The organism is Pseudobutyrivibrio sp. C4 (assembly GCF_900111635.1).
Taxonomy (GTDB): domain Bacteria; phylum Bacillota; class Clostridia; order Lachnospirales; family Lachnospiraceae; genus Pseudobutyrivibrio; species Pseudobutyrivibrio ruminis.
Genome location: NZ_FOHF01000001.1, coordinates 55,065 through 78,954, shown reverse-complemented (window position 1 = coordinate 78,954; position 23,890 = coordinate 55,065). Strand labels below are relative to the sequence as shown.

Sequence of the window (23,890 nt, the reverse complement as noted above, 5' to 3'; positions counted from 1 at the left end):
TACCTAGTTTCTTGAGCCCTCAAGCATTTTATAGAGAGTGGCCAGCTCCCCTTCAGTCACATCCCTGTAGGTGTCCTCCTGCAGGTCATTTAGCTGGATATTCATAATACGCACACGCTTTAGGCTGCGAACCCTGTAGCCAAGCATCTGACACATGCGACGAATCTGTCGATTCAATCCCTGAGTCAGAATGATTTTAAATGTCCTTTTGGAAAGCTTTTCAACCTGACACTTTCTGGTGGTCACTTCCAGCTCATCCAAATATACGCCAGCAGACATTTGCTTTATAAAATCACTATCAATATCCTTATCAACAGTGACAATGTATTCTTTTTCGTGAGCATTTGCAGCACGCATGATTTTGTTAACCAAATCCCCCTGATTTGTAAGAAGAATCAGGCCATTGCTATCCTTGTCCAAGCGACCAATAGGATAAATGCGCTCTGGATAATTGATATGGTCGATGATATTGTTCTTTTCACGCTTTTCCGCAGTGCAAACAATTCCAACAGGCTTGTTGTATGCGATAAGCACCGGCTTTTTATCTGCGTTTGAAACAGGCTTGCCATCAAAAAGCACCTCATCCGCTGAGCTTATTCGCATGCCCATTTCTGCTGGCTTGCCATTTACAAGAACTCGCCCCTCCTCTATAGCCTTGTCCGCCGCTCGCCTGCTACAAACTCCGGCATCGCTTAAATATTTATTTAATCTAATACTCTCTTCCAAGTATGCCTCCATAATACAATGGAGACCAAAAAAACTTGGTCTCCATTAAAATTAATCATTAATCGTTAATCTAAATTACTCTTGCAAAAGGTCTGTTCTGATGTAGCCTTCCTTCTTGCCGTACTTGACCTTTGTCCAGCCCTCGGCATAGCTCATAACTACCTCTACCTCTTCGCCTGCGTAAGCAACTGCAACCTTTGATGCAGATGAATCCATTGCTGAACGAATATTTACTGTAGATGTAAGTGTGATTTTATCACCAGCTGTAAGTGCTGCAGCTGTTGTAGTTGTCTCTTCCTCTTCTGTGTCTTCTGTAGTCTCTTCCTCAGTGTCACCTACATTAACTGCATCCTTTGTGATGTATGCCTTTGTTCCGTTGTAATCAAACTTGTAGAAGTCTCCCTCTTCACCGTAGATAGTGATTTCAGTGCCACTTTCAAGAGAACCAAGCTTGTCGCTGCTAGCATCTGCTGCTGAGCGAACATTTGCCTTTGCATTTGTAGTGCCTGTGTAAGAGTTTGCTTCCTCCTCGGCATCTGCTGCTGCCTGTGCCTCAGCCTCTGCCGCTGCTGCCGCTTCTTCCTCAGCCTTTGCAGCTTCCTCAGCTGCTGCCTCTACCTCAGCAGTGTAATCTGTGTTCCACTGAATGATAGCTGCTGGCAATGTATCTGACATAAGTGCTGAAAGATTTGCATCACTTTCAAGTGCTGACTCGTATGCCTCGTCAACCTCTGCCTTTAAATCAAGCAAATCCTGCTGACGAATGTAAACAGCGATAAGATCAGAGATTTCTGTATCCATCTCGTAGATGTTGTTGTTCTGGTTGAATGAACCGTAAATGTTGTTGATGTAAAGATTTCCATCTTCGTTTGTTTCAACATAGAAGAAATCGAGGCCAGGAGCTGCTGTATCGATATCGTTATACTTAAGCTCAACCTCTGTAGTTACAAGATAAGAATTATCTGTGAGGCCTGGCTTTGTGTAAATCTGAACATCGTTGAAGCTCTCGATGTACTGGCTGTAGAAAGCAATGTAGCTGATTTCCTGATCACTAATAGGTGTTGCAAGAGTGGCGATTGTGTCTGTATCGCCCTCTGCATAAGCTGTGTAGTAGTTATTGATAAGAGTAGTCAGCTCTGAATTGTTATTCTTTTTGAAGCTCTTGTAAACTCCTGATGTGGACTTACTATCGCCACCGCTGTTGCTTGTTCCAAGGAAAAGAACCAGCGCCATCACGATGAAAATTCCACCTGCTAAAAAGTATCTTTTATAATTAATGATAAAATCCTTTGAAATCTCGATTATATTTTTAAGTTTTGTTTTTAAATCTTGTAAGTTCATGTGCCCTCCATGCTGCAAATAGTTTGCCGAACAACTGTAGACGGCCGGATTCGAACCGGCGGTCTTCGGAGTCGGAGTCCGATGCGTTATCCAGCTACGCTACGCCTACGTATTTACTTGCCGATTTATTTTAACACAACTTACAAACTAAATACACCTTTCGTCAAAAATTTATGTACTTTAGTTGATAAAAGTGATAAAGTATATGAAAAATCTTACACAAGGAGGTAACTGTATATGAATCCTACAGGTTCAACTAATTTAATTTGTTTACTCGGCAGTCCAGTTTCACACAGCATCTCACCGGCGATGCATAATACAGCCTTTGATGCTTTAGGGCTTGATTTTTCATATATGGCCTTTGATGTAAGTAAGGAAGATTTGCCTACAGCTGTTGAGGGTTTGAAAAAAATCAACTGCTGTAATTTCAATCTGACAATGCCTTTAAAAACCGCTATAATCCCACTTCTGGATGAAATCGATGAAGCAGCCGAGCTTGCTCAATCAGTAAACACCTGCGTTTGTCAGGATGGCAAATTGGTGGGCTACACTACAGACGGCATAGGCTTTCTTCAATCTATGAAGGACTGCGGAATCAAATACGCTGGTACTACTATCACTATTCTCGGTGCTGGTGGCGCCGCATCTTCTATCATCACACAGGCTGCCATTGAAGGCGTTGAAAAAATTAATATCTTCAAAAGAAGGAACGGATCCTTCCAGAAGGTTGTAGATTTTGCAGACCGACTTACAAAATCTACCAACTGTGATCTTTTTGTTTACGACATGGAAGACATGGATATTCTGAATTTTTCTCTTCAAGAAAGTGATATCCTTATTAATAGTACAAATGTTGGTATGGGCGATGACGACCGTTCCCTTGTTCCAAAGGAATTTTTACATCCTGGCCTTACAGTTTGCGATGTTATTTATCATCCTGCTGAAACCAGACTTTTAAAGGATGCAAAAGCCTGCGGCTGCAAGACAATGAACGGCAAATACATGCTTCTATATCAAGGGGCTGCTGCCTTTAAGCTTTGGACTGGCAAGGATATGCCAATCGACTTAATTAAAGAGACATGTTTTGACTAAAATCAATAGAAGTGAGGGAATATAATGAGTTTCAATTATCTTAAGAAAATGCCTACTCCAGAGGAAATCAAGGAGATGCTTCCTGTTCCACCAAAGGTTCAGGAAATCAAGAAGCAGCGTGACAAAGAAGTGGCCGACATCATCACTGGAAAAGACGACCGTTTTCTTTGCATAATTGGTCCATGCTCTGCTGATAACGAGGACGCAGTTTGCGAATACATCGAAAAGCTTGCACGAGTTGCTGAGGATATAAAAGACAGAGTTTTGGTAGTTCCTAGAATCTACACCAACAAGCCACGTACCACCGGCAGTGGCTACAAGGGAATCGCTTCCCAGCCAGATCCAAACGAAGCTCCTGATATGGTGGCCGGCCTTATCGCCATGAGAAAGATGCACATCCGTGCCATGACAGAATCAGAGCTTACTCCAGCTGATGAGATGCTCTACCCTGAAAACTGGGGATACGTTGATGATCTTCTTTCCTACGTAGCAATCGGCGCCCGCTCAGTTGAGGACCAGCATCATCGTCTCACTGTTTCAGGCTTCGACGTAGCATCAGGTATGAAGAATCCTACATCTGGCGATTTCTCTGTAATGCTTAATTCCGTATATGCGGCCCAGCATCCACATCACTTCACATTCTCAGGATACGAAGTGACCACCACAGGAAATCCTTTGGCCCACACAATCCTGCGAGGTGCCGTATCAAAGCACGGCAACAGCGTGCAAAACTACCACTACGAAGACCTAATCAGACTTCACAACATGTACGAAAAAATGGATCTTGTTAATCCTGCTTGCATCATCGATGCCAACCACTCAAACTCAAACAAGCAGTACAAAGAGCAAATTCGTATCGTGAAGGAAGTAATGCACAATCGAAATCATTCAGAAGATATCAAGAATCTTGTTAAGGGTGTCATGATAGAAAGCTACCTTATCGAAGGATGCCAGCCTATCTCCGACCACCAGACATACGGCCAGTCCATCACAGACCCATGCCTTGGTTGGGAAGACACACGTCATCTTCTTTATACAATTGCAGAACGAAACTAAAATAAAAAATCTCAAGTCAGATTATCTCCGACTTGAGATTTTCTTTATTGAATCTCCTGTTTATCAAGTCTGTTGTAAATATAACTGATTCCGAAGCAAAGGAATCCGCAAATCAAGAATCCTACTGCTCTAAGCAGCAAATCCTCATAGTTAACATCTATCAATATCAGCTTCACAATACTTGCAATGGAAAGCACAAGGCCGTACAGTCTCATAGACTTGTACTTCATCATGAATCCCAGGATAATCGATGCCAGCGCTATCACAAGGAATGCCACGCTTAGCATGATGCCATATGATTCATATGCTAACAAGAACATCAGGCATACATAGGTGTACTTAGCTGCAACATATGCTCCTGCCCATGAATATTTTTCCAGCAAATCTTTAACATTGATTGATATGAGCGCAGCAATCAATAGTCCGTAAAGAATTGCAAATGGCGATTTTGTAAATATCATCATTTCGGTTGTGTATAATAAAACCAGGAAGACGTTAACAATATAGAACATGATATTGCAAGTCTTTTCATATGACACTTTAATAGCTGCAAATTTCTTTTTGTAAGCAAATATCTGCAACGCTGCCATGATAATACAGAACAATTCAAATGATCCAGAAATTCTATGGATTTCATTAATTAAATGAACTGTATATGCAAACATTCCTATAATCCACAAGTAAAACACATTATCATAGACCACATTGACATGCTCTTCTTTCTCGGTAATTCTCTCTGCTACTGCAAACGCAAGCATGGTAACAACCAATATCAGTCCAAATATCGAATTATCAAAATCAGCTGCAATAATCAATATAATCATTGTTAGGCTGTAGAATCTGGCAACCAAATTGCGCTTGAATCTTGAATATACACATGCTCCTATCTCTATCAATACCGCAAGAATTCCGCCTGCAATTGCTAAGTATTCCTGATCCGCAACTACGAGATTAAAGTTTGCAATGAAAATAAATAATGCAAAAATAATTTCCGCTGTGTATGCAGCAATCTTTGCAGCTTCAAGCTTAACGAATCTTTCAACAACAAAGAAATCGATTAGTGCAATTGTAAGTATTAGCAAATCTCCTATTCTCTCTGATTCCAGATTTCCAATATATCCATTCAATGAATAAATCAGCAAAAATTCCATTGGAAATAGTGTTAGGATTGTCTGAACTACAAAGGTAATGGTATGCTTTTCGTTTTCCAAAAATAAAATCTGCACCAGTGATGAATACATGATTACCACAAGTGTGAAGACTAGTATTATTATGTCCACTGGATTTACTTCATTGCCACCAAATCCATAGACACCTGCCAGGTATTTAATTGTAACTAACGTAAATGCGATAATCGTTCCGCACCATGTAGAGAATGAACTCCAGTAGTTCTTTACCAACAGGTCATTTATAAAAAATGATACCTCCGCAAGAACAAGCATCACTAGCACTACCAGGCATTCATCCAAGGTATGCATTTGAATAGCACTAAATACTGCAGCTACAAATATTCCTGTCTGGCCGATTATGGTAAAAACGAATGACTTCTTTCTGCCTAGGAAACACAACGCTGCCGCCCATAATACAAGCAGTACGTAAAGTGCAATTATGTTGATTGCTTCAAAGTAACCATAGGTCACAAACAGCGAAACGAAAACAGCACCTGTTCCACATCCTGTCAGTGATGTATTCCACTTGTTTATGCCCTTCTTTTTAGCATTCAGCTCTCCCGCTACAATAAAGGCTCCGCTGAAAATAAACATTGCCGCGATTTTTACAGCATCTCCCAGCACTGGAATAATCCAAACAGCAAACATAACTATGGCTATGAATATAAGCAGCGATGCGCCAATGGCCATGCCATATTTTCCAATAAATGACTCCATGCTCTGCTTGCTGGCCTGTGTCCTTGCCGGCTGTGGCTGATAGTACTGCTGCGCTGGCTGTGGGGCCGGCTGTGGCTGATAGTACTGCTGTGTTGGCTGTGGCGCTGGCTGCACTGGTGGAATGTACTGATTGTAGTACTGTCCCGGGTGGCTGTCCCGCATGATTGGCTGAGGTTGAGCACTCTTCAGCTCCTTCACTTCAGCTTCAAGCCTCTGGACTCTGTCCTCCAGTTCCTGAATTCTTTGTAAATCTTCCATTTTGCTCCTTCTTTATAAATTTAAATTGTTTTTTGGTTTTTATTCATTTTGCATCTTAATCTCAATCGGTTCACCCTCTGCACCATATCCTGACCTGAAATATGTCAAACCTTTTCCCTTGGTCCATTCATATTCAGAATAAAATCCGCTTTCGGTTAATGTATTACTTAATAAGCACGTACATGTATCACCATCATTTGTAATTCTTGTTAACTGACCATCTACGTTTTGTTCCATATCTTGTGAACAGATAATATTTCCACTTTCAATAAAATCCTCTTCAGTTGGTGTATCTGTTCTATCAAACAACACATAGATACTCTCATCTGTTACATAAAAAGTACCAATATTAAATCTATCGCTTGTTCCCCAATAATATCTGCCTGGACAGTCAACATACTCAATATTTACTGCGTATACATTTCCATTGTCATATTCATCTAATTTCTTAACTTCAACTGAAACCTCGGAAACATCCTCATCTAAGAATTCTATAACTTTATATGTGTACTCATTATCCTCATCTGCATAAAAATAATCCTTAAATGACTTTGTAGCATTATCCTCTACAACTTCTTCCTGAACGTCTTCTTGCTGATTATTTTCTGTTACTACGTTCTCTTTAAAATTATTATCTTCTGCCTCTTTATGAACACTCTCTAGTTTTCCACAGGAGGTTAACATTATTATGCTTATCAAAGATACTATTATTGTTTTATTTCTCATATTTACAAACTCCACAGTCTATTTGTGCCCCAATTGCAACACTTTATTGCCATATTACCCAATTATATAAGATATCTAAAATTATTTCACTATTTTTCAACCTATATTCATGATGTCATCTCTACAAAGTGTATAGGCATTTTATTCTTGCATTTAATTATCTGATATAGTAATATTTTTTCAGACAATGGTGTCAGAATAGAGTCCCTAAGCGGGGATTCTATTTTGGCACCATTTTTTCATATTCTGATTTGCTTGCCCACTTCAGAAATGAAAATGGCGTATACCTATTTGCTTGCCCACTTAGGTATGCGCCAGTTTTTTTATATAAGCATCTCCCCTAAGAAGCTATCCTACAGCTTTCACATATGCTTTATAATAAAGCTTTCTTACACTTACAGGCATGGCCTTACTGTTAATTGGTAGCAGCTCTACCAAGCTATCAAACTCATAGCCGCCCATCATGCCCATCACCTTATCATTAATATCTTCTGAATCGATAACTTGTCTAAACTTATTGCTGTATTCGCCTATAGCTGCATAAACTGCAAATGAATTTATAATCTTTCCAAACACAGAATGAGCAAGTACGCCTTCAATTGACGCAGCCTCTTCTATTCTGATCCACTTCAATCTAAAGACATAAAGCTTGTCCTTATAGCTAACAATATAACTAGTCTTTAGACGAGACAAAGTTCCTATTGCTCCAAAAAACATAAGAAGCCCTGTCCAAAAGAAAACAACCATTAGAAATAGCATAAAGTAGAACATGCAATTGTATGTTGAGCCAACAGAGCTGGTGTATTTAACACCAAACACCACTGTTCCAACCATAAGCGCCAATCCAACAACAATCCTAAGATAATACCAAAGATACATTTTACTTGTAGAGATCAGCTCCATCTTATCGCAGTAGTGACGAGCCACATAATTTGTAAACTCAGGCTTCTTGCCACGCTCAGCATTCTTCTTTTCGATTTCTGCTTCCTTGCGAAGATTTTCCTGATACTTAGCAGCACGTTCTTCTGCAAGAATTGCTCTTTTCTCACGATTCTTGGCATCGATTTCTGCTTGCTTTGCCGCTGCTTTTTTCTCCCTAGCTTCTCTAATGTCTGCAATCTTTTCTGATTTTTCCAAATTTCTTTCAATATCAATTTCATTAGGAAGTAGCTTATGACGAAGCTTGACTGCACTCCATATTGTGATCAATCCTATGACTGATATTACGCTATAAATGCCTATCGTAAATGCGAAGTAATTGTTATTCCAAAGCCCCCATTTTAGATATAAATAAGTCAGCACAGTATTGTAAGCTCCGAATAAAACAATTCCCACTCCAAGCAATCCTACTAAAAATATAAAAACTCGGTGAACTCCAGCTTTATTCTCATCTCTTTCATCCATATAGTTTCTCCCATATTAAAACTTAAGGAAGCAAAAGCGCTTCCTTAAAGAAGATATCTAGTTCATTTTTGCTGCGTAGGCCATGATAGCTGCAACTGTTTTGGCATCCTGGAGCTTGCCTGAATAGCACATAACAAGAAGGTCTTCCAAATCATAAAGCTCTATTTCAATATCTTCTGCTTCATCCAAATGCTGCTCACCGATTTCTTTCAAATCTGTAGCCAAATAAACATCAATAAATTCGTCGCAGAATGCTACTGTAGATTTAAGTGATAAAAGCTTTTCTAGCTTTCCTGCTCTGAATCCCGTCTCCTCCTCAAGCTCTCTGGCTGCGCAAATGCTGGTATCTTCATCTACTGAATCACGCTTTCCAGCTGGCACCTCAAGTGTGAATCTATCAAGTGCGTTTCTGTACTGACGCACCATGATGATTTTGCCGCTAGGATGAACAGCCAATACGCAAGCTGCTCCCATTCTGTGGCTGACAAAATCCCACTTTTCTTCCTTTCCATTAGGAAGCCTAACAGTATCCTCGTAAATATCCAGGATTGCCCCCTTATGTACTAGCTCTCTCTTTACTCTTTCAATTTTCTCCATAATCATTCTCCTTATATTCTAATATTAATCATATTCTTCAAACCTAGTGTGTGATTCACCATCTAGTACTCATTCATATTCTCCCTGTTGCTTTTCATTATGGTAGTATTCTAATACTTTATATTAATTAAATCAACCCCTAATTTAATATTTTTTCCTAAAAATGGGTTCAAAAAAAGCGGGTGGATATCCACCCGCTAAGTTTTTTACTTTGCGTAGTCTGTAACTCGTGATTCACGAATTACGTTAACCTTAATCTGTCCAGGATATTCGAGCTGTGATTCAATCTGCTTTGAAATATCCCTCGCCATGATGACCATATCGGCATCTGTAACCTGTTCAGGAACCACCATGATACGAATCTCTCTACCTGCTTGAATAGCAAAAGACTTTTCTACACCCTTAAAGCTGTTAGAAATTTCTTCAAGTTCTTTTAATCTGTTTGTGTATGTCTCCATAGCCTCGCGTCTTGCACCTGGACGAGCTGCACTAATTGTATCAGCTGCCTGTACAATACAAGCTATAAGAGTTTCTGGCTCTACATCGCCATGATGTGCCTCAACAGCATTGATAACTGTCTGAGACTCTTTGTACTTGCGGCAAAGATCTGCACCGAGCTGTACGTGAGTACCCTCCTGCTCTCTATCTACTGCCTTTCCAATATCATGCAACAAACCTGCACGCTTTGCTACTCTAACATCAAGACCAAGCTCTGCAGCAAGTAATCCTGATAACTGAGCAACCTCAATTGAATGCTTTAATACATTCTGACCGTAGCTGGTTCTAAATTTCATCTTTCCAAGAAGTCTAAGAAGCTCTGGGTGAATACCCTGAACACCAACCTCAAGTGCAGCTGCATCGCCTTCCTCACGGATTTGCTGTTCTACTTCTTTCTTAGCCTTTTCTACTGTCTCCTCAATTCTAGCTGGATGAATACGTCCGTCTACAATGAGCTTCTCCAAAGCAATACGTGCAATCTCACGTCTTACTGGATCAAATGCAGATAAGATAACTGCTTCTGGTGTATCATCAATAATTAATTCTACGCCAGTCATAGTTTCAAGAGTACGAATGTTACGACCCTCTCTACCAATGATTCTTCCCTTCATCTCATCATTAGGAAGCTGTACTACTGAAATAGTAGTCTCTGCAACATGATCTGCTGAGCACTTCTGAATAGCACTAACTACTATCTCACGTGCCTTTTTATCAGCCTCATCCTTTGCCTGAGCTAAGCTTTCCTTAATAAGTTTTGCTGCGTCTAATTTGACATCTTCTTCTACAGATTTTAAAAGTTGTTCTTTTGCTTGTTCGGAGGTAAGTCCTGAGATTCTCTCTAGTTCCTGCACACGCTGCTGATTAAGCTTTGCAACTTCCTCACGCTGCTTGTTAAGCTGTTGTTCCTGACGAGCGAATTCAGCCTCACGTTTTTCAACTGCATCGAGCTTTTTATCAAGGTTATCTTCTTTCTGAGATAATCTGTGCTCACTTCTCTGAATTTCTGCTCGGCGCTCACGGATTTCTTTGTCGAGATCGTTCTTCTGTCTCATGGCATCTTCCTTTGCCTCGAGCATAGCCTCTCTCTTTTTAGCCTCCGCATTCTTAACTGCCTCATCAATGATTTCACGAGCCTTCTCCTCTGCAGAACCAATCTTGTTTCTGCCCTGTGTCTCATGAATCTTGTTTGAAACAGCAAGAGTGATAACAACTGCAACAACGGCAACGACAAGTGCAACAATAATCATCGTTACTGCGTTCACAGGAGCACCTCCTTATTTAATTTTCTAATTGGAATATAAAATAAAAGCTATAATGCCCTCATTTATAAACATCAACACATTTAGTTTAACTGTATAAATGGTCTATGTCAAGCATGTGTATACCATATATAGTGGAGCCTAGGGACTATTTTAGTACCCTGTTGATAGCATCTGACGAGAAGCCTCTGCCCATTAAAAAGCGATAGATTTTGGCCCTGTCTTCGTAGGTGGCATTTTCCTTATCATAATGCTTTTTCTCAAGGAGACGCTCTATAAGAGCTGACTCATCCCCGGTGTACTCCTCTTCCAAAACTCTGTCGATAACATCGCTAGATATCCCCTTGCCAATTAAGTCCTGCTTGAGCCTTTGCTTGCTGCGGGAATCCTGATAGAAACGAATGTGGCTAGCTGCCATCCTGGCGTCGTCCAGATAGCCGTATTCGTTGATGTAGTCGATAGCGATATCAATTACATCCGAAGAGTATCCACCTTCACGAAGCTTATCCCTGAGATTTTTCTCGGAGCGGTCCTGCTTTTCCAGAAGGTGAAGGGCACGCTTCTTGCAACGAGGAATGATGATTTCGGTAATGATTTCCTGGTATTTATCCTCCGGTAAATCAGCCCCTTCTTCGATACCGTAGCTTTCGTATTCTTTTTTATATAGAACAAAATCTGCCCCGCCAGCGAGACAGATTTTTGCTCTTCCCTTTGTTAATTTAACAAGAGATAAAACTTCCATGATTATTCAATAACCTCTGTAGGAATATCAGATTCTTTTTCACCACCAACAAGACCAACTTCGCTCTCGTCAGTTTCTGCATAGTGCTCGCGAATTGCCTCTGCAATCTCCTCGCGAACCTCTGGATTCTGCTTTAAGTACATCTTGGCATTCTCACGGCCCTGGCCAATCTTTTCGCCAAGGTATGCATACCAAGCACCAGACTTCTGGATGATGTCAAGGTTTGTACCAACATCAAGGATATCACCCTCGCGAGAGATTCCCTCGCCAAACATGATATCGAACTCTGCCTCACGGAATGGAGGTGCTACCTTGTTCTTAACGATTTTGGCACGTGTTCTGTTTCCGATTACCTCGCCGTTCTGCTTTAATGCTTCGATACGACGTACATCAATACGAACTGATGCATAGAACTTAAGAGCACGACCACCAGTAGTAGTCTCTGGGTTACCGAACATAACACCAACCTTTTCACGAAGCTGGTTGATAAAGATAACTACACAGTTTGTCTTTGCAACAATACCTGTGAGCTTTCTCATAGCCTGTGACATAAGACGTGCGTGAAGACCTACGTGAGAATCACCCATATCTCCGTCGATTTCTGCCTTTGGTACAAGGGCTGCAACTGAATCCACAACGATAATGTCCATAGCTCCTGAACGAACCATAGTCTCTGTGATTTCAAGTGCCTGCTCACCGTTATCAGGCTGTGAAATATATAAATCATCGATGTTTACACCGATTGCTTTTGCGTATTTAGGATCGAGAGCATGCTCTGCATCGATGAAGCCTGCGATACCACCCTGCTTCTGAACCTCAGCAACTGCGTGAAGTGCAAGTGTAGTCTTACCAGATGATTCTGGACCGTAGATTTCGATGATACGTCCCTTAGGAAAACCACCCTGTCCAAGTGCAATATCAAGGCTGACTGAGCCAGTAGGAACTGTTTCTACCTGGATGTTAGCTCCCTCACCCAGCTTCATAACTGAGCCCTTTCCGTATTGCTTTTCTATCTGCGAAATCGCAGCATCTAATGCTTTAAGCTTATCTTCGTTTGCCATTTTATAAAACCTCCGTTCGGAACAACTGTTCGTTTCTTTAATATAATAATAGTGAACCTGTTTATAAATGTCAACAAAAAATGGGATAAAAAAATTCGAAAAAATAAAAGACAGTGACATAAGTCACTGCCCAATAATATACACGGTATGAAAAGCATCGTCAAGCTTTATTTTAGCCTCAAACAAGGCTTTTCGATGCAATGCCAGCTTATCCAAGCCAGCGGTATAACGATTAATAGTGTGTACAACATATTTAAATAAGGATCCATAGACATGGTGTTATATATCTCGGTAGGTGTGCCGATGCACTCCACTAATGTCTGCTGGATTGGGAACGCCATGATGTATATTCCGTAGGATAAATCTCCTACTTTATCGTACCAGGTGGCCACAAAACGCTTTTGGAATGCAAGATAAAAAATAATGTAAGATCCAAAAATGCAAAATGTGATAATGAAATCTGCAAAGAAAATTCCAAGAACAAGCCCTGCAATAGCAATCAGTGCTATCTTCCAGGAAATCTTGATATAATCCCCGAACAGGTAGTAGCACATTCCCATTGCAAAGAACATACCAAGCTTAGAAAAATTCAGCATGAAGCTTGCTGTAAGTGGACCGATGTCCCCAGGGCTGTTGTATGTGTAAAGAATATAGATACCACCTAAAGCCACAACCATAAGTATTCCAGATGCCTTGAATCGCTTCCATAGAGGCGAAATGACGGCCACAATGACATACCACATAACTTCATACATCAAAGTCCATAAAGAGCCGTTTAAGCTGTGATTATAGTGGTAATTGTATACACCTGGCAAAGTGGTGGTGTCGTGAATAAAGAAAATGTTCTTTAGGAAGCCAAGAATATCACCCTGCATATACTGCTCAAAGCTATATTCCGATAGAATTGGCCCAAGCACAAAAGCCATAATCATCACAACCACAAAAAGTAGTGGCCAAATACGAAGAAAACGAGCCTTGAAATACTTCACTACGCTCTTCGTTCTGTCGAAACTTCTGCAAATTAAAAAGCCACTAATGATGAAAAAAATGTACACCGCAATTCCACCAGCCAAAGCCTTGTGGTTGGTAAGTGTGTAAAACACATCCTTTGACTGATCAGCAATGCAAATCGCAAAGGCATGCATATACACAACCATAAGACTGGCAATAAGTCGAATTATGTTAAGGTTATTTTTTCTATCAATAGCAGCTTCGTTTATAGTCATTAATTTGTACCGAATTCAGATAAAACTAATCCTTCATTTCTATCCTGAACCATTCCAACAGACCAAGAATTTACAAATAAAAGAAGTGGTCTCTCCTTTAAGTCCTTGATTTTCTTCATATCAGATGTACCAGAAATCTTATCTAAATCGTAGTCTCCTTCAATCCATCTTATATGCTCATAAGGTAAGTTTTCAAGAGCAATCTCAACGTTGTATTCGTTGTTCAATCTATATTTTAATACATCAAACTGAAGAACACCAACTACACCTACGATGATTTCCTCCATACCTGTATTAAACTCCTGGAAAATCTGGATTGCACCTTCCTGGGCAATCTGTGTGATTCCCTTCATGAACTGCTTACGCTTCATTGTATCAATCTGACGTACGCGGGCAAAATGCTCTGGAGCGAAAGTAGGAATACCCTCGAACTTAAATGGCTTTTTAGCAGATGTGAATGTATCACCAATGCTGTAAAGACCTGGATCGAACACACCAATAATATCGCCAGCATATGCCTTATCAACGATTTTACGCTCATCAGCCATCATCTGCTGAGGTGCAGAAAGCTTAGCCTTTCTACCACCCTGCACATGGAGATATTCCTTTGTGGCATCGAATGTACCTGAGCAAACACGAAGGAATGCTACTCTATCACGATGAGCCTTGTTCATATTAGCCTGAATCTTAAATACGAAAGCTGAGAAATCCTCAGAGAATGGGCTAATCTCACCAGCATCACTCTTTCTAGGAAGTGGGCTGTATGTCATCTGAAGGAAGTGCTCAAGGAATGTCTCAACACCAAAGTTTGTAAGAGCAGATCCAAAGAATACTGGTGAAAGCTCACCCTTTGTAACAAGCTCCTGATCAAACTCAGCACCAGCTCCATCGATAAGCTCAAGCTCTTCCATAAGCTGATCGTATTTTTCCTGTCCGATTTCATCCTTGAGAGCAGGATCATCTATAGAAAGAATACGCTCCTCACCCTGCTTTGTACCCTTTTGTGTATCAGAGAACATACGCACAGTGCGCTCGTTTCTATCATATACACCCTTGAATCCCTTACCTGAGCCGATTGGCCAGTTAACAGGAACTGTGGCGATTCCAAGCTCATTTTCAATATCGTCAAGAAGCTCGAAAGTATCGTTTGCATCACGGTCCATCTTGTTGATGAATGTGAAAATAGGGATATGTCTCATAACACAAACCTTGAAAAGCTTTCTAGTCTGTGCCTCAACACCCTTTGATGCATCGATAACCATGACTGCAGAATCAGCAGCCATAAGTGTTCTATATGTATCCTCGGAGAAATCCTGGTGTCCAGGTGTATCAAGGATATTTATGCAATAGCCATCGTACTCGAACTGCAAAACAGAAGAAGTAACGGAAATACCTCTCTCCTTCTCGATTTCCATCCAGTCAGATACTGCATGTCTTGCTGTAGCTTTTCCCTTTACTGAACCAGCTAAATTAATCTGTCCTCCGTATAGAAGGAATTTTTCTGTAAGGGTAGTCTTACCTGCATCGGGATGGGAAATAATTGCAAAAGTACGACGTCTCTTAATCTCTTCTTCAACTGAACGTGCCATATAACCTCCAAAATAATATACTTTACGTAAACCGAAAAATAGCCTGTACCCAAAACTGGTACAGGCCATGATTTCATAAATTCTTAAACATAAATTTTAATTAAAATTTACGCTTTCTAGCAGCCTCAGACTTCTTCTTACGCTTTACTGAAGGCTTCTCATAGTGCTCACGCTTACGAATCTCCTGCTGGATACCAGCCTTAGCACAGTTTCTCTTAAATCTACGAAGAGCGCTGTCTAATGATTCGTTTTCTTTAACTGTAACATATGACATAGTCTATTCCTAACCTCCCTCCATCTGGGGACTTGTACTTAATACTCTAAAGCACTAACAAGCATTTTAGCATAAATCAAGTATTTGTCAACTATATTTTTATATTATTGCGTCAACCTACTCTTACATGCTCCCGGAGGCCACCTTCCATACTTCGCTAGGCAACCTCCCCCTTCGGGGTTCCTTCCTAGCTCATATGGAGCCTTCCTCCTCGCGCTTGCCTAGATTTTGAAGACGCAATTTATACAACTCTTAGACCATACTTGCTAATACGGCTTTGGCTTCGGCAAGGGCATCTGGAATGCCTGCTGGGTTCTTTCCACCAGCCTGAGCCATGTTTGGACGACCACCGCCGCCACCGCCAACCTTAGGTGCAATAGCCTTTACAAGGTTTCCAGCGTGTGCGCCCTTTGACTGAGCTTCATCTGTAGCCATAACAACAAGGTTTACCTTGCCATCGCAATCAGATGCAAGAACGATAACGCCCTCGCCAAGCTTTGTCTTAAGGTCGTCGCCAAGGTCGCGAAGTCCGTTCATATCTACTCCAGCAACTGAAGTAGCAAGAAGCTTAACTCCATTAACCTCTTCAACTGAATCCATAACATCACCAACAGCAGCCTGTGCAGCCTTTGCCTTCATGGACTCAAGCTCTGAGTTTGCCTCCTTGAGCTGCTTCTGAAGATGTGCAATCTTTTCCTCAACATCTGCTGGCTGACACTTGAGAGCAGCAGCTGCAGCGTTAAGCTTAGCTTCGATATCTGCATAGTATTCGAATACAGCAGCACCTGTGATAGCCTCGATACGACGTGTACCTGAAGCAACACCTGACTCTGAAAGAATCTTGAATGCTGAGATTTCTGATGTGTTTGCAACGTGTGTACCACCGCAAAGCTCTGTAGAGAAATCTCCCATCTTTACTACGCGAACTTCGTCGCCATATTTCTCACCAAAGAGAGCCATAGCACCGCTCTTCTTTGCTTCGTCAATTGACATGATAGCTGTTGTAACTTCAAGTCCTTCAGCAATCTTGTCATTTACCATCTTTTCAACCTTTGCAATTTCCTCATCTGTCATTGCTGAGAAGTGAGAGAAATCGAAACGTGTTCTGTCAGCATCCTGGTAAGAACCCTTCTGCTCTACGTGTGTACCAAGTACCTCACGAAGTGCCTTCTGAAGAAGGTGAGTAGCTGAGTGGTTCTTGCAAATACGAGCACGGCGAGCATCGTCTACCTTAAGAGTAACCTTATTGCCAACCTTGATCATACCAGAAACCATCTGACCTACGTGGCCGATCTTGCCACCCTTAAGCTTGATAGTATCCTTTACTTCAAACTCACCGTTTGGTGTGCTGATGATACCTGTATCACCAATCTGACCACCCATTGTAGCGTAGAATGGTGTCTCTGGAACGATAATTGTTCCAACAGTTCCTTCTGCGATAGTATCAACGATTTCTGTCTCTGTTGTAAGAACAGTAACTGTAGATTCTGATGTAGTCTTGTCGTAGCCTACAAACTCAGAAGTAACATTTAAATCGATATCATCGTAAACAGATGCGTCAGCACCCATGTAGTTTGTCTCTTTACGAGCAGCACGAGCCTTCTGTCTCTGCTCTTCCATGCAAGCTTCGAATCCAGCAGCATCGTAGCTGAATCCCTTTTCCTCAAGGATTTCTGCTGTAAGATCTACAGGGAATCCGTAAGTATCGTAAAGCTTGAATGTATCCTCTCCTGAAAGCTCCTTTGAACCAGAAGCAACAAGCTTCTCTTCCATACCAGCAAGAATCTCAAGACCCTTGTCGATAGTTTTATTGAACTGGTCTTCCTCAGCTGTAAGAGTCTTGAAGATGTACTCTCTCTTCTCCCAAAGCTCTGGATAACCATCCTTACATTCATTGATAACTGTCTCTGCAAGCTTAGCCATGAATGTGCCCTGGATTCCAAGTGCACGACCATGCTTTGCTGCACGACGGATAAGACGACGAAGTACGTATCCTCTACCCTCGTTTGAAGGTGTAACACCATCAGATACAAGGAATGTAGATGAACGGATATGATCTGTGATAAGACGGATTGAAACATCGTCAAGAGCATCTACCTGATACTTCTTTCCTGACATCTCGCAAATCTTGTCACGGATTGCCTTCATAGTATCGATATCGAAAACAGAATCAACATCCTGCATAACTACAGCAAGTCTCTCAAGACCCATACCTGTATCGATGTTCTTCTGCTCCAATTCTTCGTAGCCGCCATGGCCATCGCCATTAAACTGAGTAAATACGTTGTTCCATACCTCCATGTAGCGGTCGCAATCGCAACCAACCTTACAATCTGGCTTGCCGCATCCGTATTTTTCTCCACGATCATAGTAAATCTCTGAGCAAGGACCGCAAGGGCCAGCACCATGCTCCCAGAAATTGTCGCATTCGCCTGTCTCTGGATCACGATAGAAACGAGTGATGCGCTCTGGAGCTACACCGATTTCCTTTGTCCAGATTTCGAAGGCTTCTTCATCCTCTCCGTAGATAGAAGGATAAAGTCTGTCTTTGTCTAGTTTGAGAACCTCTGTAAGGAATTCCCATGACCAGGCAATTGCCTCATGCTTGAAATAATCACCAAATGAGAAATTACCAAGCATCTCAAAAAAAGTAAGATGGCGAGCCGTCTTACCTACATTGTCAATGTCTCCTGTTCTAACACATTTCTGACATGTTGTAACGCGTCTACGAGGTGGAATCTCCTGTCCAGTAAAGTATGGCTTAAGTGGTGCCATACCAGCATTGATAAGCAATAAGCTGTTATCATTATGTGGTACAAGAGAAAAACTATTGAGGCAAAGGTGACCCTTGCTCTCAAAAAACTCCAAGTAGGCGCGTCGTAAATCATTAACACCGGTATTCAAAACAATAGTCCTCCAAATATTATTCTTCGGAAGAAGCCTCTGTTACTTGCTCAGAAACACCCTTCTTCCTGTCGCTAGACTGGCGGAGCTTAATTCCAATAAAACCGCCACAAACACCTATAGCAACTAGTATGATCATTTTAATCAGATAACTTGCAAAACTAGATAAAAATGCAGACATAGCAATTCCTCCTAATCACAATATTTATAGCCAATTAAACCTATATTACATACTTGGTTAAATTATAATCCAAAGTATTTTTAAATTCCACCCGTAATTCAGAAAAATAACAATAAAATCACGAAAAATGCCTGGCATACCATAAAACTATTTTTCAGTAGATTTACTGCTTTATTTATATCTGATGCCTGAATTGGCTTATCAAAATCTCCTATCTTGCCATCATCCAACCCGATTTCCAAGGCTCCTGCAAATGCAGAAATAGCTTTTTTTCTATCTCGCAGATGAATGAATCTGGCGTTTTTGCCGTTGAATCCGCCGAAAGTATGTCTTGCGCAAAACACTACAAGAGCACCGCTAAATCTTGATGGCAAATAATCAATTATTGAATTAAGCTTTACAATAGGCTGACCGAAATAATCGTATCTAGCATTGTATGTGCCTGTTTCGAAGGTGCCAATCTGCCCTTCTATAATATCAAGGGCTCTGTAGATAAATCCGCCAACAGGGCCAAACAAAAACATTACAAACAATGGTGACAGCACACTATCCGACGCTTCGTTTGCAATGTAGGTGATAGTATCGGATGTTATGCCTTCTTCTGTATCAACTTCCACCTGGCGTCCAATCAAAAGGCTAGCAGTGTGCTTCATTGCAGCTGCACCGTTTCCATAATAATCTGCAACTACGCCAAGTCCACCATAGTATAATCTATTGAAATTCAAGCAATAGTAGGTGGCCAAAGCCTCAAAAAGCACACCAAACCATGGGTGAATTTCATATGTAAGCATTGTAAAAAAGGTAATGCCGGCAAATACTGGAAATACAACAAGAATAATCAACCAAGCCCCAAGGCTGCGCTGCTTTGACTTCTCCAGAAGGATAATCTCATCACCCAGCAAGGCTCTATCCAAAAACTTTACCCAATCTTTAATTGTGTCGAAAGGATTCCACATACAATATATATTTCCAAATACATAATCCAATATGGTTCCTAATAAAAGTGCAATAATATGATATTTAAACATTACTCAGCCTTTTCTCTTATGATAAAACTGTAATTGTTGAACATACCCCTGAAAGCCAGGATACTCTTTATTTATATAATCAAGATAAGCATCTTTTGTGTAATCACTGTAATCTTCCGAGATAATCTTCTTCATCCATGTATCAATTGGATAGCTTTCCATAAAATGGAATCCGTAAAGCATAATGCAATTTGCCACCTTAGGCCCTACGCCCTTGATTTTAAGCAGGGCATCCATAGCCTCCTGGTAAGGTAGCTTGCTAATAGCTTCAATATCAAGCATTCCCGCTGCTACTCTTTCCGATATTCCTTTTATGTAATCTGCGCGATAGCCCAGGGCTGTGCCATCCATCAGCTCCGCTTCTGGAATAAACGCCAGCACATCAGCCTTTGGAAAATGAATTCCATCTGAATATCTATCACACAGAATCTGGATGGATTTCTTTATCTTAGGAATGTTGTTATTCTGAGAAATCACATAAGATATGAAAACCTCCCACAAATCCTGCCTGAGGATACGCATTCCGAAAGCATCCTTCAATGAATCCTTTAAAAACTTATCATCGCTTTTGCGGATGATATTGTTGTAAGAAGTGTAATCTGTGTCGAAATCAAAATATCTGCACCAGAAATCCCACTGGCTTTCTTCGCAGGCAAAATCCCATGTGTCCTTCTCTTTATTTAAATAAAAGTAAACATCATTGTCTCCTGAACAGGCACTGTAGGTATCAGGCATGCCATCAGCACCGGCAGTCTCTTTCTTCATTCTAAAAACCTGGCCAGAATTCATGATAATCTCTGGATTAAATTCTTCCGCTGTAAGACTCTTGCTAAAAACCATTCTAGTCCTCTATCTCAAAAATCATATTTTCTCTGTCTATATCCACAACTCTCTCCCTAAGATTTGCAATATCTGGACGACTTTTAAATCTTTCAATCCATTTGTAATCTCCCCACATATGCATAGGGAAGATGTTGTCGCAATCGATGTTTTTGATGAAGTAATCCAAGCCAAGGAAATATCCATCCTCACCCATTCGAGAATCCAATGGGACAAATCCTATATCAAAATGCTTGTTTAAAATAGATTTCAAAGCACGCTTGTACTCGCGACCGTATACTTCTCCGTATAGCTCCCCTCGACCTTCAGCATTCCACCAGTTTAAATCCCCTGCATGGTAAATGTTCATGCCCTTTACGCTGATTACGAATGCCACTCCCGCATCTGTAGAACGAAGGGTTTCTATGGTCATATCATCCACCTGATACTTCTTCATAGATGTTACAAACTGAATCTTATCTTTTATGGATAAATCAAAGCCATTTCTAATAAGATAGTTGCGGCCTAATCTAATGTCCTTCGACAAAATAAACTTGATATTATCTCTTGAATCAGCAAGACGAAGATTTTCAAGCCACCAATGATCCTTATGACTATGACTCGCAAAAACATAGAGATATTTATTAGGATTAAGCTCAGGCAGGCAACCATGAAACTGAACAGTATCTGCCACCACCGACTTATCAAAATAATCAAATAACAAATATCTATCATCAAGCTCCACCAAGAAGCTGCTATGCATTATATAGTAAACTTTATACATTATTCTCTCCCAACAGGCTGCTCACTCGCAGTCTTTCATATTCTTGTGAATATTATACCTATATTTAGATGAATTTAAAATACCATTCACTAAATATTGATGAACACAAAAAAGGCACCCGCCTAAGCGGATGCCTTAAAGTCTCATGAATTATTTTGCTGCACGAGCCATAGCCTCGTCGAAGTCCTTTGTCCCTTCGAATACGCAGTTTGAATATGGGTTTCCACCGATTCTGATTGCGTTTCTGATGATAACAGAGATACATACAACGTTAATTGCAAGTGCCATCATAGCTACGAATCCCTGCATTGAAGGATCAGCTGTGATACCCATTGCTGCGATAGCTTCGTTTGCTGCTGCTGTCTTGCCCTGGCCTGCGTTGTAAAGAGCGATAGCCTTCTCATAAAGATCCATTGTTGTAACACCAGCTTCTGTAGCGCCACCGTATACACGTGGAAGTACAGCTGCGAATGTACCCTTTAACTGGAAGAGAGGTACTACCTGAGCCCACATACACCAGATTGCAAGTGTGTTAGCACGGTTCTGGATCCATGCACCCTTGTTCCAAAGTGCGTTAGCAAATGTAGGAGCAAGAAGAAGTGCAACACCACAGTACCATGTATGTGTAGGAAGGTTAAGATATGTGTACTCAAAGTTCCATACATCATATGCGATGATGAACCAGATTGTCATATCTGGCCAAATCATATCTGCCTGATTCTTGTCGTTTGATGTGTAAAGCTTTACACAACCTGTCATACAGAAGATGTTGATCATACCTGCGAGAGCGTTAACAACGTTCCACCATCCACCGTAGATGAATACACCTTCGTTTGAGCACCACCAAGCACCTGAAAGGTCACCTGTGATTGAGTATGCTGCAAGAGCAGACTCCATATCTGAAACATTAGCAATCATGATGTTTGCTGCTACGATGAACCATGGCCACCAAGCAAACCATTTTTCTTTACCAATGCCCCACTTATACTTAATCATCATGAAGCCGACGCATCCGATATCTGCTGCGTAGAGCTTGAAGTAGTGGAACCAACCATCCATATAAGCAACAGTTGGGTTTGCTGCACCGCCGAATAAACCAACGTGTGCAAGAATGAAATATACTGTAAGAATACATGGGATGATTACAAAGATAATCATTCCGCCGACCTTTGTACGACGGCCGAGTTCGTTCATGAGAATTAATCCTGCAAATACAAGGCACCAGCCAAGGATCTGCCAAAGATTAGTGATTTGGAAAAACATATCCATCCTCCTTAATAATTATTAGAAATTAAAAGAGAAACTTCTTCTCTTTCCCTCGGTTTCTATTATACTTGGTCGTCAAGAAAATAACAATGATTTACTTAATAAAAATTTAATACATTTTTAAGAATTTGTATTCCTTAAAAACCCCTAATTTTCAACTTTGAGGGCAAACATTCAAAGGTGATTTTTTTATAAAATCCAACATGTTCTCCATCTGCGTGTACACACATTTGGTCATTCATAGATATCTCCAATTTATTAAATTTTAATAAATCAAATCCCTTCTTCCCCTCATGCTTACCTGCAACCAAAAATGGTAGCAAACCGAAGCATTTTATTCTGCTTATGTCATGAGCAATAAAAGCTGTAAGATATCCGGAGTCAACTGTGGCCTTTGGAGCCATAGGAATGCCACCGCCCTCCGCCGGGCAATTCATAGCTGCCGCAAAGATGGTACTTTTAATATTTCGCTCCTCTTTTTCTCCATCAAAATAGGTAGTAACAACTGCATCTGAAAATGGCATTGTAAAAATGTCACCAACAGTAAGAAGGCCGTATGTAGCTGAGCCAAGGCCAAATTTGTTTAAGAAAGTCTTAAGCTTACTAGTGAGCGCCTGCAAACAAACATAGGCATCTACCCCTATACCAGAGCTAACCCCAAAGAGTCTGCTTTGCTCTTCTCCATCTTTATTATAAGTAACCTTTCCTATATCAATGCTTTTGAAACCATCATCCTTAAGGGCTCGTTTTAAAATATCAAGGGTGCTTCCTTCCAATCCGATGCCCTTAACAAAATCATTGGCAGAGCCTGATGGTAGCGGTGTATATAAGGTATGTTCAAAATCTACTATTCCATTAAGAGCTTCATTTAAAGTGCCATCTCCACCCATAACAAATAAATGAACATCCTCTCCTGAAGATGTAGCATTCTTTGCAAATTCAGTTGCATCATAAGCCTTGGCTGTAAAGTGAACCTCGTAATCTACGCCTTCACTTATAAGATATTCTTCTATCTTATTCCAAACACCTTCAGCTTTTCCTGTTCTACTCGCTTTGTTTACAATAAATACGTTTTCCATATTGTCTCCCAAATAATGTTTCTACAATAATTTTGTATATTTTATCAGGCAAAGTCAATGTATTTGTGTTAGCATACAATATATAAAATTCAAA

Annotated in this window: 21 protein-coding genes and 1 tRNA gene; 2 read left to right on the top strand and 20 right to left on the bottom strand. The window is 40.7% G+C overall.

Translation table 11 applies throughout. The features are described from left to right. Positions 1-3: 3 nt before the first annotated feature. The 3 genes from BMY66_RS00325 to BMY66_RS00315 all read right to left on the bottom strand — a co-directional run bounded on the left by BMY66_RS00325 (position 4) and on the right by BMY66_RS00315 (position 2,176). Complete coding sequence (locus BMY66_RS00325) at positions 4-726, bottom strand: pseudouridine synthase (protein WP_330387035.1); 723 nt, start codon at positions 724-726, stop codon at positions 4-6. Positions 727-801: 75 nt separating this feature from the next. Continuing rightward, positions 802-2,067 (bottom strand): SH3 domain-containing protein, encoded by a 1,266-nt coding sequence (locus BMY66_RS00320; RefSeq protein ID WP_090393757.1) that lies wholly within the window; start codon positions 2,065-2,067, stop codon positions 802-804. A gap of 35 nt (positions 2,068-2,102) precedes the next feature. After that, positions 2,103-2,176, bottom strand: a tRNA-Arg gene (locus BMY66_RS00315). Positions 2,177-2,304: 128 nt separating this feature from the next. On the opposite strand from BMY66_RS00315, the gene BMY66_RS00310 reads away from it, so the two are divergent. Both BMY66_RS00310 and BMY66_RS00305 read left to right on the top strand, forming a co-directional pair. After that, positions 2,305-3,159 carry a shikimate dehydrogenase gene (locus BMY66_RS00310; RefSeq protein WP_090393756.1) on the top strand — a complete coding sequence of 285 codons (855 nt, stop codon included), beginning with the start codon at positions 2,305-2,307 and terminating at the stop codon, positions 3,157-3,159. Between the two features lie 24 nt (positions 3,160-3,183). After that, entirely contained in the window at positions 3,184-4,215 is a 1,032-nt protein-coding gene (locus BMY66_RS00305; protein WP_044937738.1) for a 3-deoxy-7-phosphoheptulonate synthase, read from the top strand. A gap of 44 nt (positions 4,216-4,259) precedes the next feature. On the opposite strand, the gene BMY66_RS00300 is transcribed toward BMY66_RS00305, so the two are convergent. The 17 genes from BMY66_RS00300 to BMY66_RS00225 form a co-directional block, all read right to left on the bottom strand. Next, positions 4,260-6,359, bottom strand: coding sequence for a bZIP transcription factor (locus BMY66_RS00300; RefSeq protein WP_090393755.1), 2,100 nt, complete (start codon positions 6,357-6,359; stop codon positions 4,260-4,262). A 39-nt stretch (positions 6,360-6,398) separates the two neighbouring features. Further along, entirely contained in the window at positions 6,399-7,085 is a 687-nt protein-coding gene (locus tag BMY66_RS00295; RefSeq protein WP_090393754.1) for a hypothetical protein, read from the bottom strand. 348 nt (positions 7,086-7,433) lie between these two features. Further along, a complete protein-coding gene (locus BMY66_RS00290; RefSeq protein ID WP_090393753.1) occupies positions 7,434-8,489 on the bottom strand; it encodes a cell envelope integrity TolA family protein in 1,056 nt (351 codons plus the stop codon). A gap of 57 nt (positions 8,490-8,546) precedes the next feature. Continuing rightward, entirely contained in the window at positions 8,547-9,086 is a 540-nt protein-coding gene (locus tag BMY66_RS00285) for an NUDIX hydrolase (protein WP_090393752.1), read from the bottom strand. Between the two features lie 206 nt (positions 9,087-9,292). Beyond that, a complete protein-coding gene (gene rny / locus BMY66_RS00280) occupies positions 9,293-10,831 on the bottom strand; it encodes a ribonuclease Y (RefSeq protein WP_044937730.1) in 1,539 nt (512 codons plus the stop codon). Between the two features lie 160 nt (positions 10,832-10,991). Further along, positions 10,992-11,585, bottom strand: coding sequence for a regulatory protein RecX (locus BMY66_RS00275; protein ID WP_044937727.1), 594 nt, complete (start codon positions 11,583-11,585; stop codon positions 10,992-10,994). 2 nt (positions 11,586-11,587) lie between these two features. Then, the gene (recA, locus tag BMY66_RS00270) at positions 11,588-12,646 is read right to left on the bottom strand and encodes a recombinase RecA (RefSeq protein WP_044937726.1); all 1,059 of its coding nucleotides are present in this window, start codon (positions 12,644-12,646) and stop codon (positions 11,588-11,590) included. A gap of 167 nt (positions 12,647-12,813) precedes the next feature. Further along, positions 12,814-13,872 (bottom strand): acyltransferase family protein, encoded by a 1,059-nt coding sequence (locus BMY66_RS00265; protein WP_090393751.1) that lies wholly within the window; start codon positions 13,870-13,872, stop codon positions 12,814-12,816. Then, positions 13,872-15,461, bottom strand: a complete 1,590-nt coding sequence (locus BMY66_RS00260; protein ID WP_090393750.1) for a peptide chain release factor 3 — start codon at positions 15,459-15,461, stop codon at positions 13,872-13,874. Before BMY66_RS00260 ends, BMY66_RS00265 begins: the two co-directional genes overlap by 1 nt. Before the next feature lie 100 nt (positions 15,462-15,561). Then, on the bottom strand, positions 15,562-15,735 hold the full coding sequence (rpsU, locus tag BMY66_RS00255) for a 30S ribosomal protein S21 (RefSeq protein ID WP_028236498.1): 174 nt from the start codon (positions 15,733-15,735) through the stop codon (positions 15,562-15,564). Between the two features lie 252 nt (positions 15,736-15,987). Then, positions 15,988-18,639, bottom strand: a complete 2,652-nt coding sequence (gene alaS, locus BMY66_RS00250; protein WP_330387034.1) for an alanine--tRNA ligase — start codon at positions 18,637-18,639, stop codon at positions 15,988-15,990. A gap of 19 nt (positions 18,640-18,658) precedes the next feature. Further along, entirely contained in the window at positions 18,659-18,820 is a 162-nt protein-coding gene (locus tag BMY66_RS13655) for a hypothetical protein (protein ID WP_177175544.1), read from the bottom strand. Between the two features lie 98 nt (positions 18,821-18,918). After that, positions 18,919-19,848, bottom strand: coding sequence for a cobalamin biosynthesis protein CobD/CbiB (locus BMY66_RS00245; RefSeq protein WP_090393748.1), 930 nt, complete (start codon positions 19,846-19,848; stop codon positions 18,919-18,921). A 3-nt stretch (positions 19,849-19,851) separates the two neighbouring features. Continuing rightward, positions 19,852-20,688: a DNA-3-methyladenine glycosylase 2 gene (locus tag BMY66_RS00240; protein WP_090393747.1), complete on the bottom strand. Its 837-nt coding sequence runs from the start codon at positions 20,686-20,688 to the stop codon at positions 19,852-19,854. A 1-nt stretch (position 20,689) separates the two neighbouring features. Further along, positions 20,690-21,451: an MBL fold metallo-hydrolase gene (locus tag BMY66_RS00235; protein ID WP_090393746.1), complete on the bottom strand. Its 762-nt coding sequence runs from the start codon at positions 21,449-21,451 to the stop codon at positions 20,690-20,692. Positions 21,452-21,601: 150 nt separating this feature from the next. Continuing rightward, positions 21,602-22,714, bottom strand: a complete 1,113-nt coding sequence (locus BMY66_RS00230; RefSeq protein ID WP_090393745.1) for a DUF5692 family protein — start codon at positions 22,712-22,714, stop codon at positions 21,602-21,604. Between the two features lie 140 nt (positions 22,715-22,854). Continuing rightward, positions 22,855-23,796, bottom strand: a complete 942-nt coding sequence (locus BMY66_RS00225; protein WP_090393744.1) for a diacylglycerol/lipid kinase family protein — start codon at positions 23,794-23,796, stop codon at positions 22,855-22,857. Between the last annotated feature and the right edge of the window lie 94 nt (positions 23,797-23,890).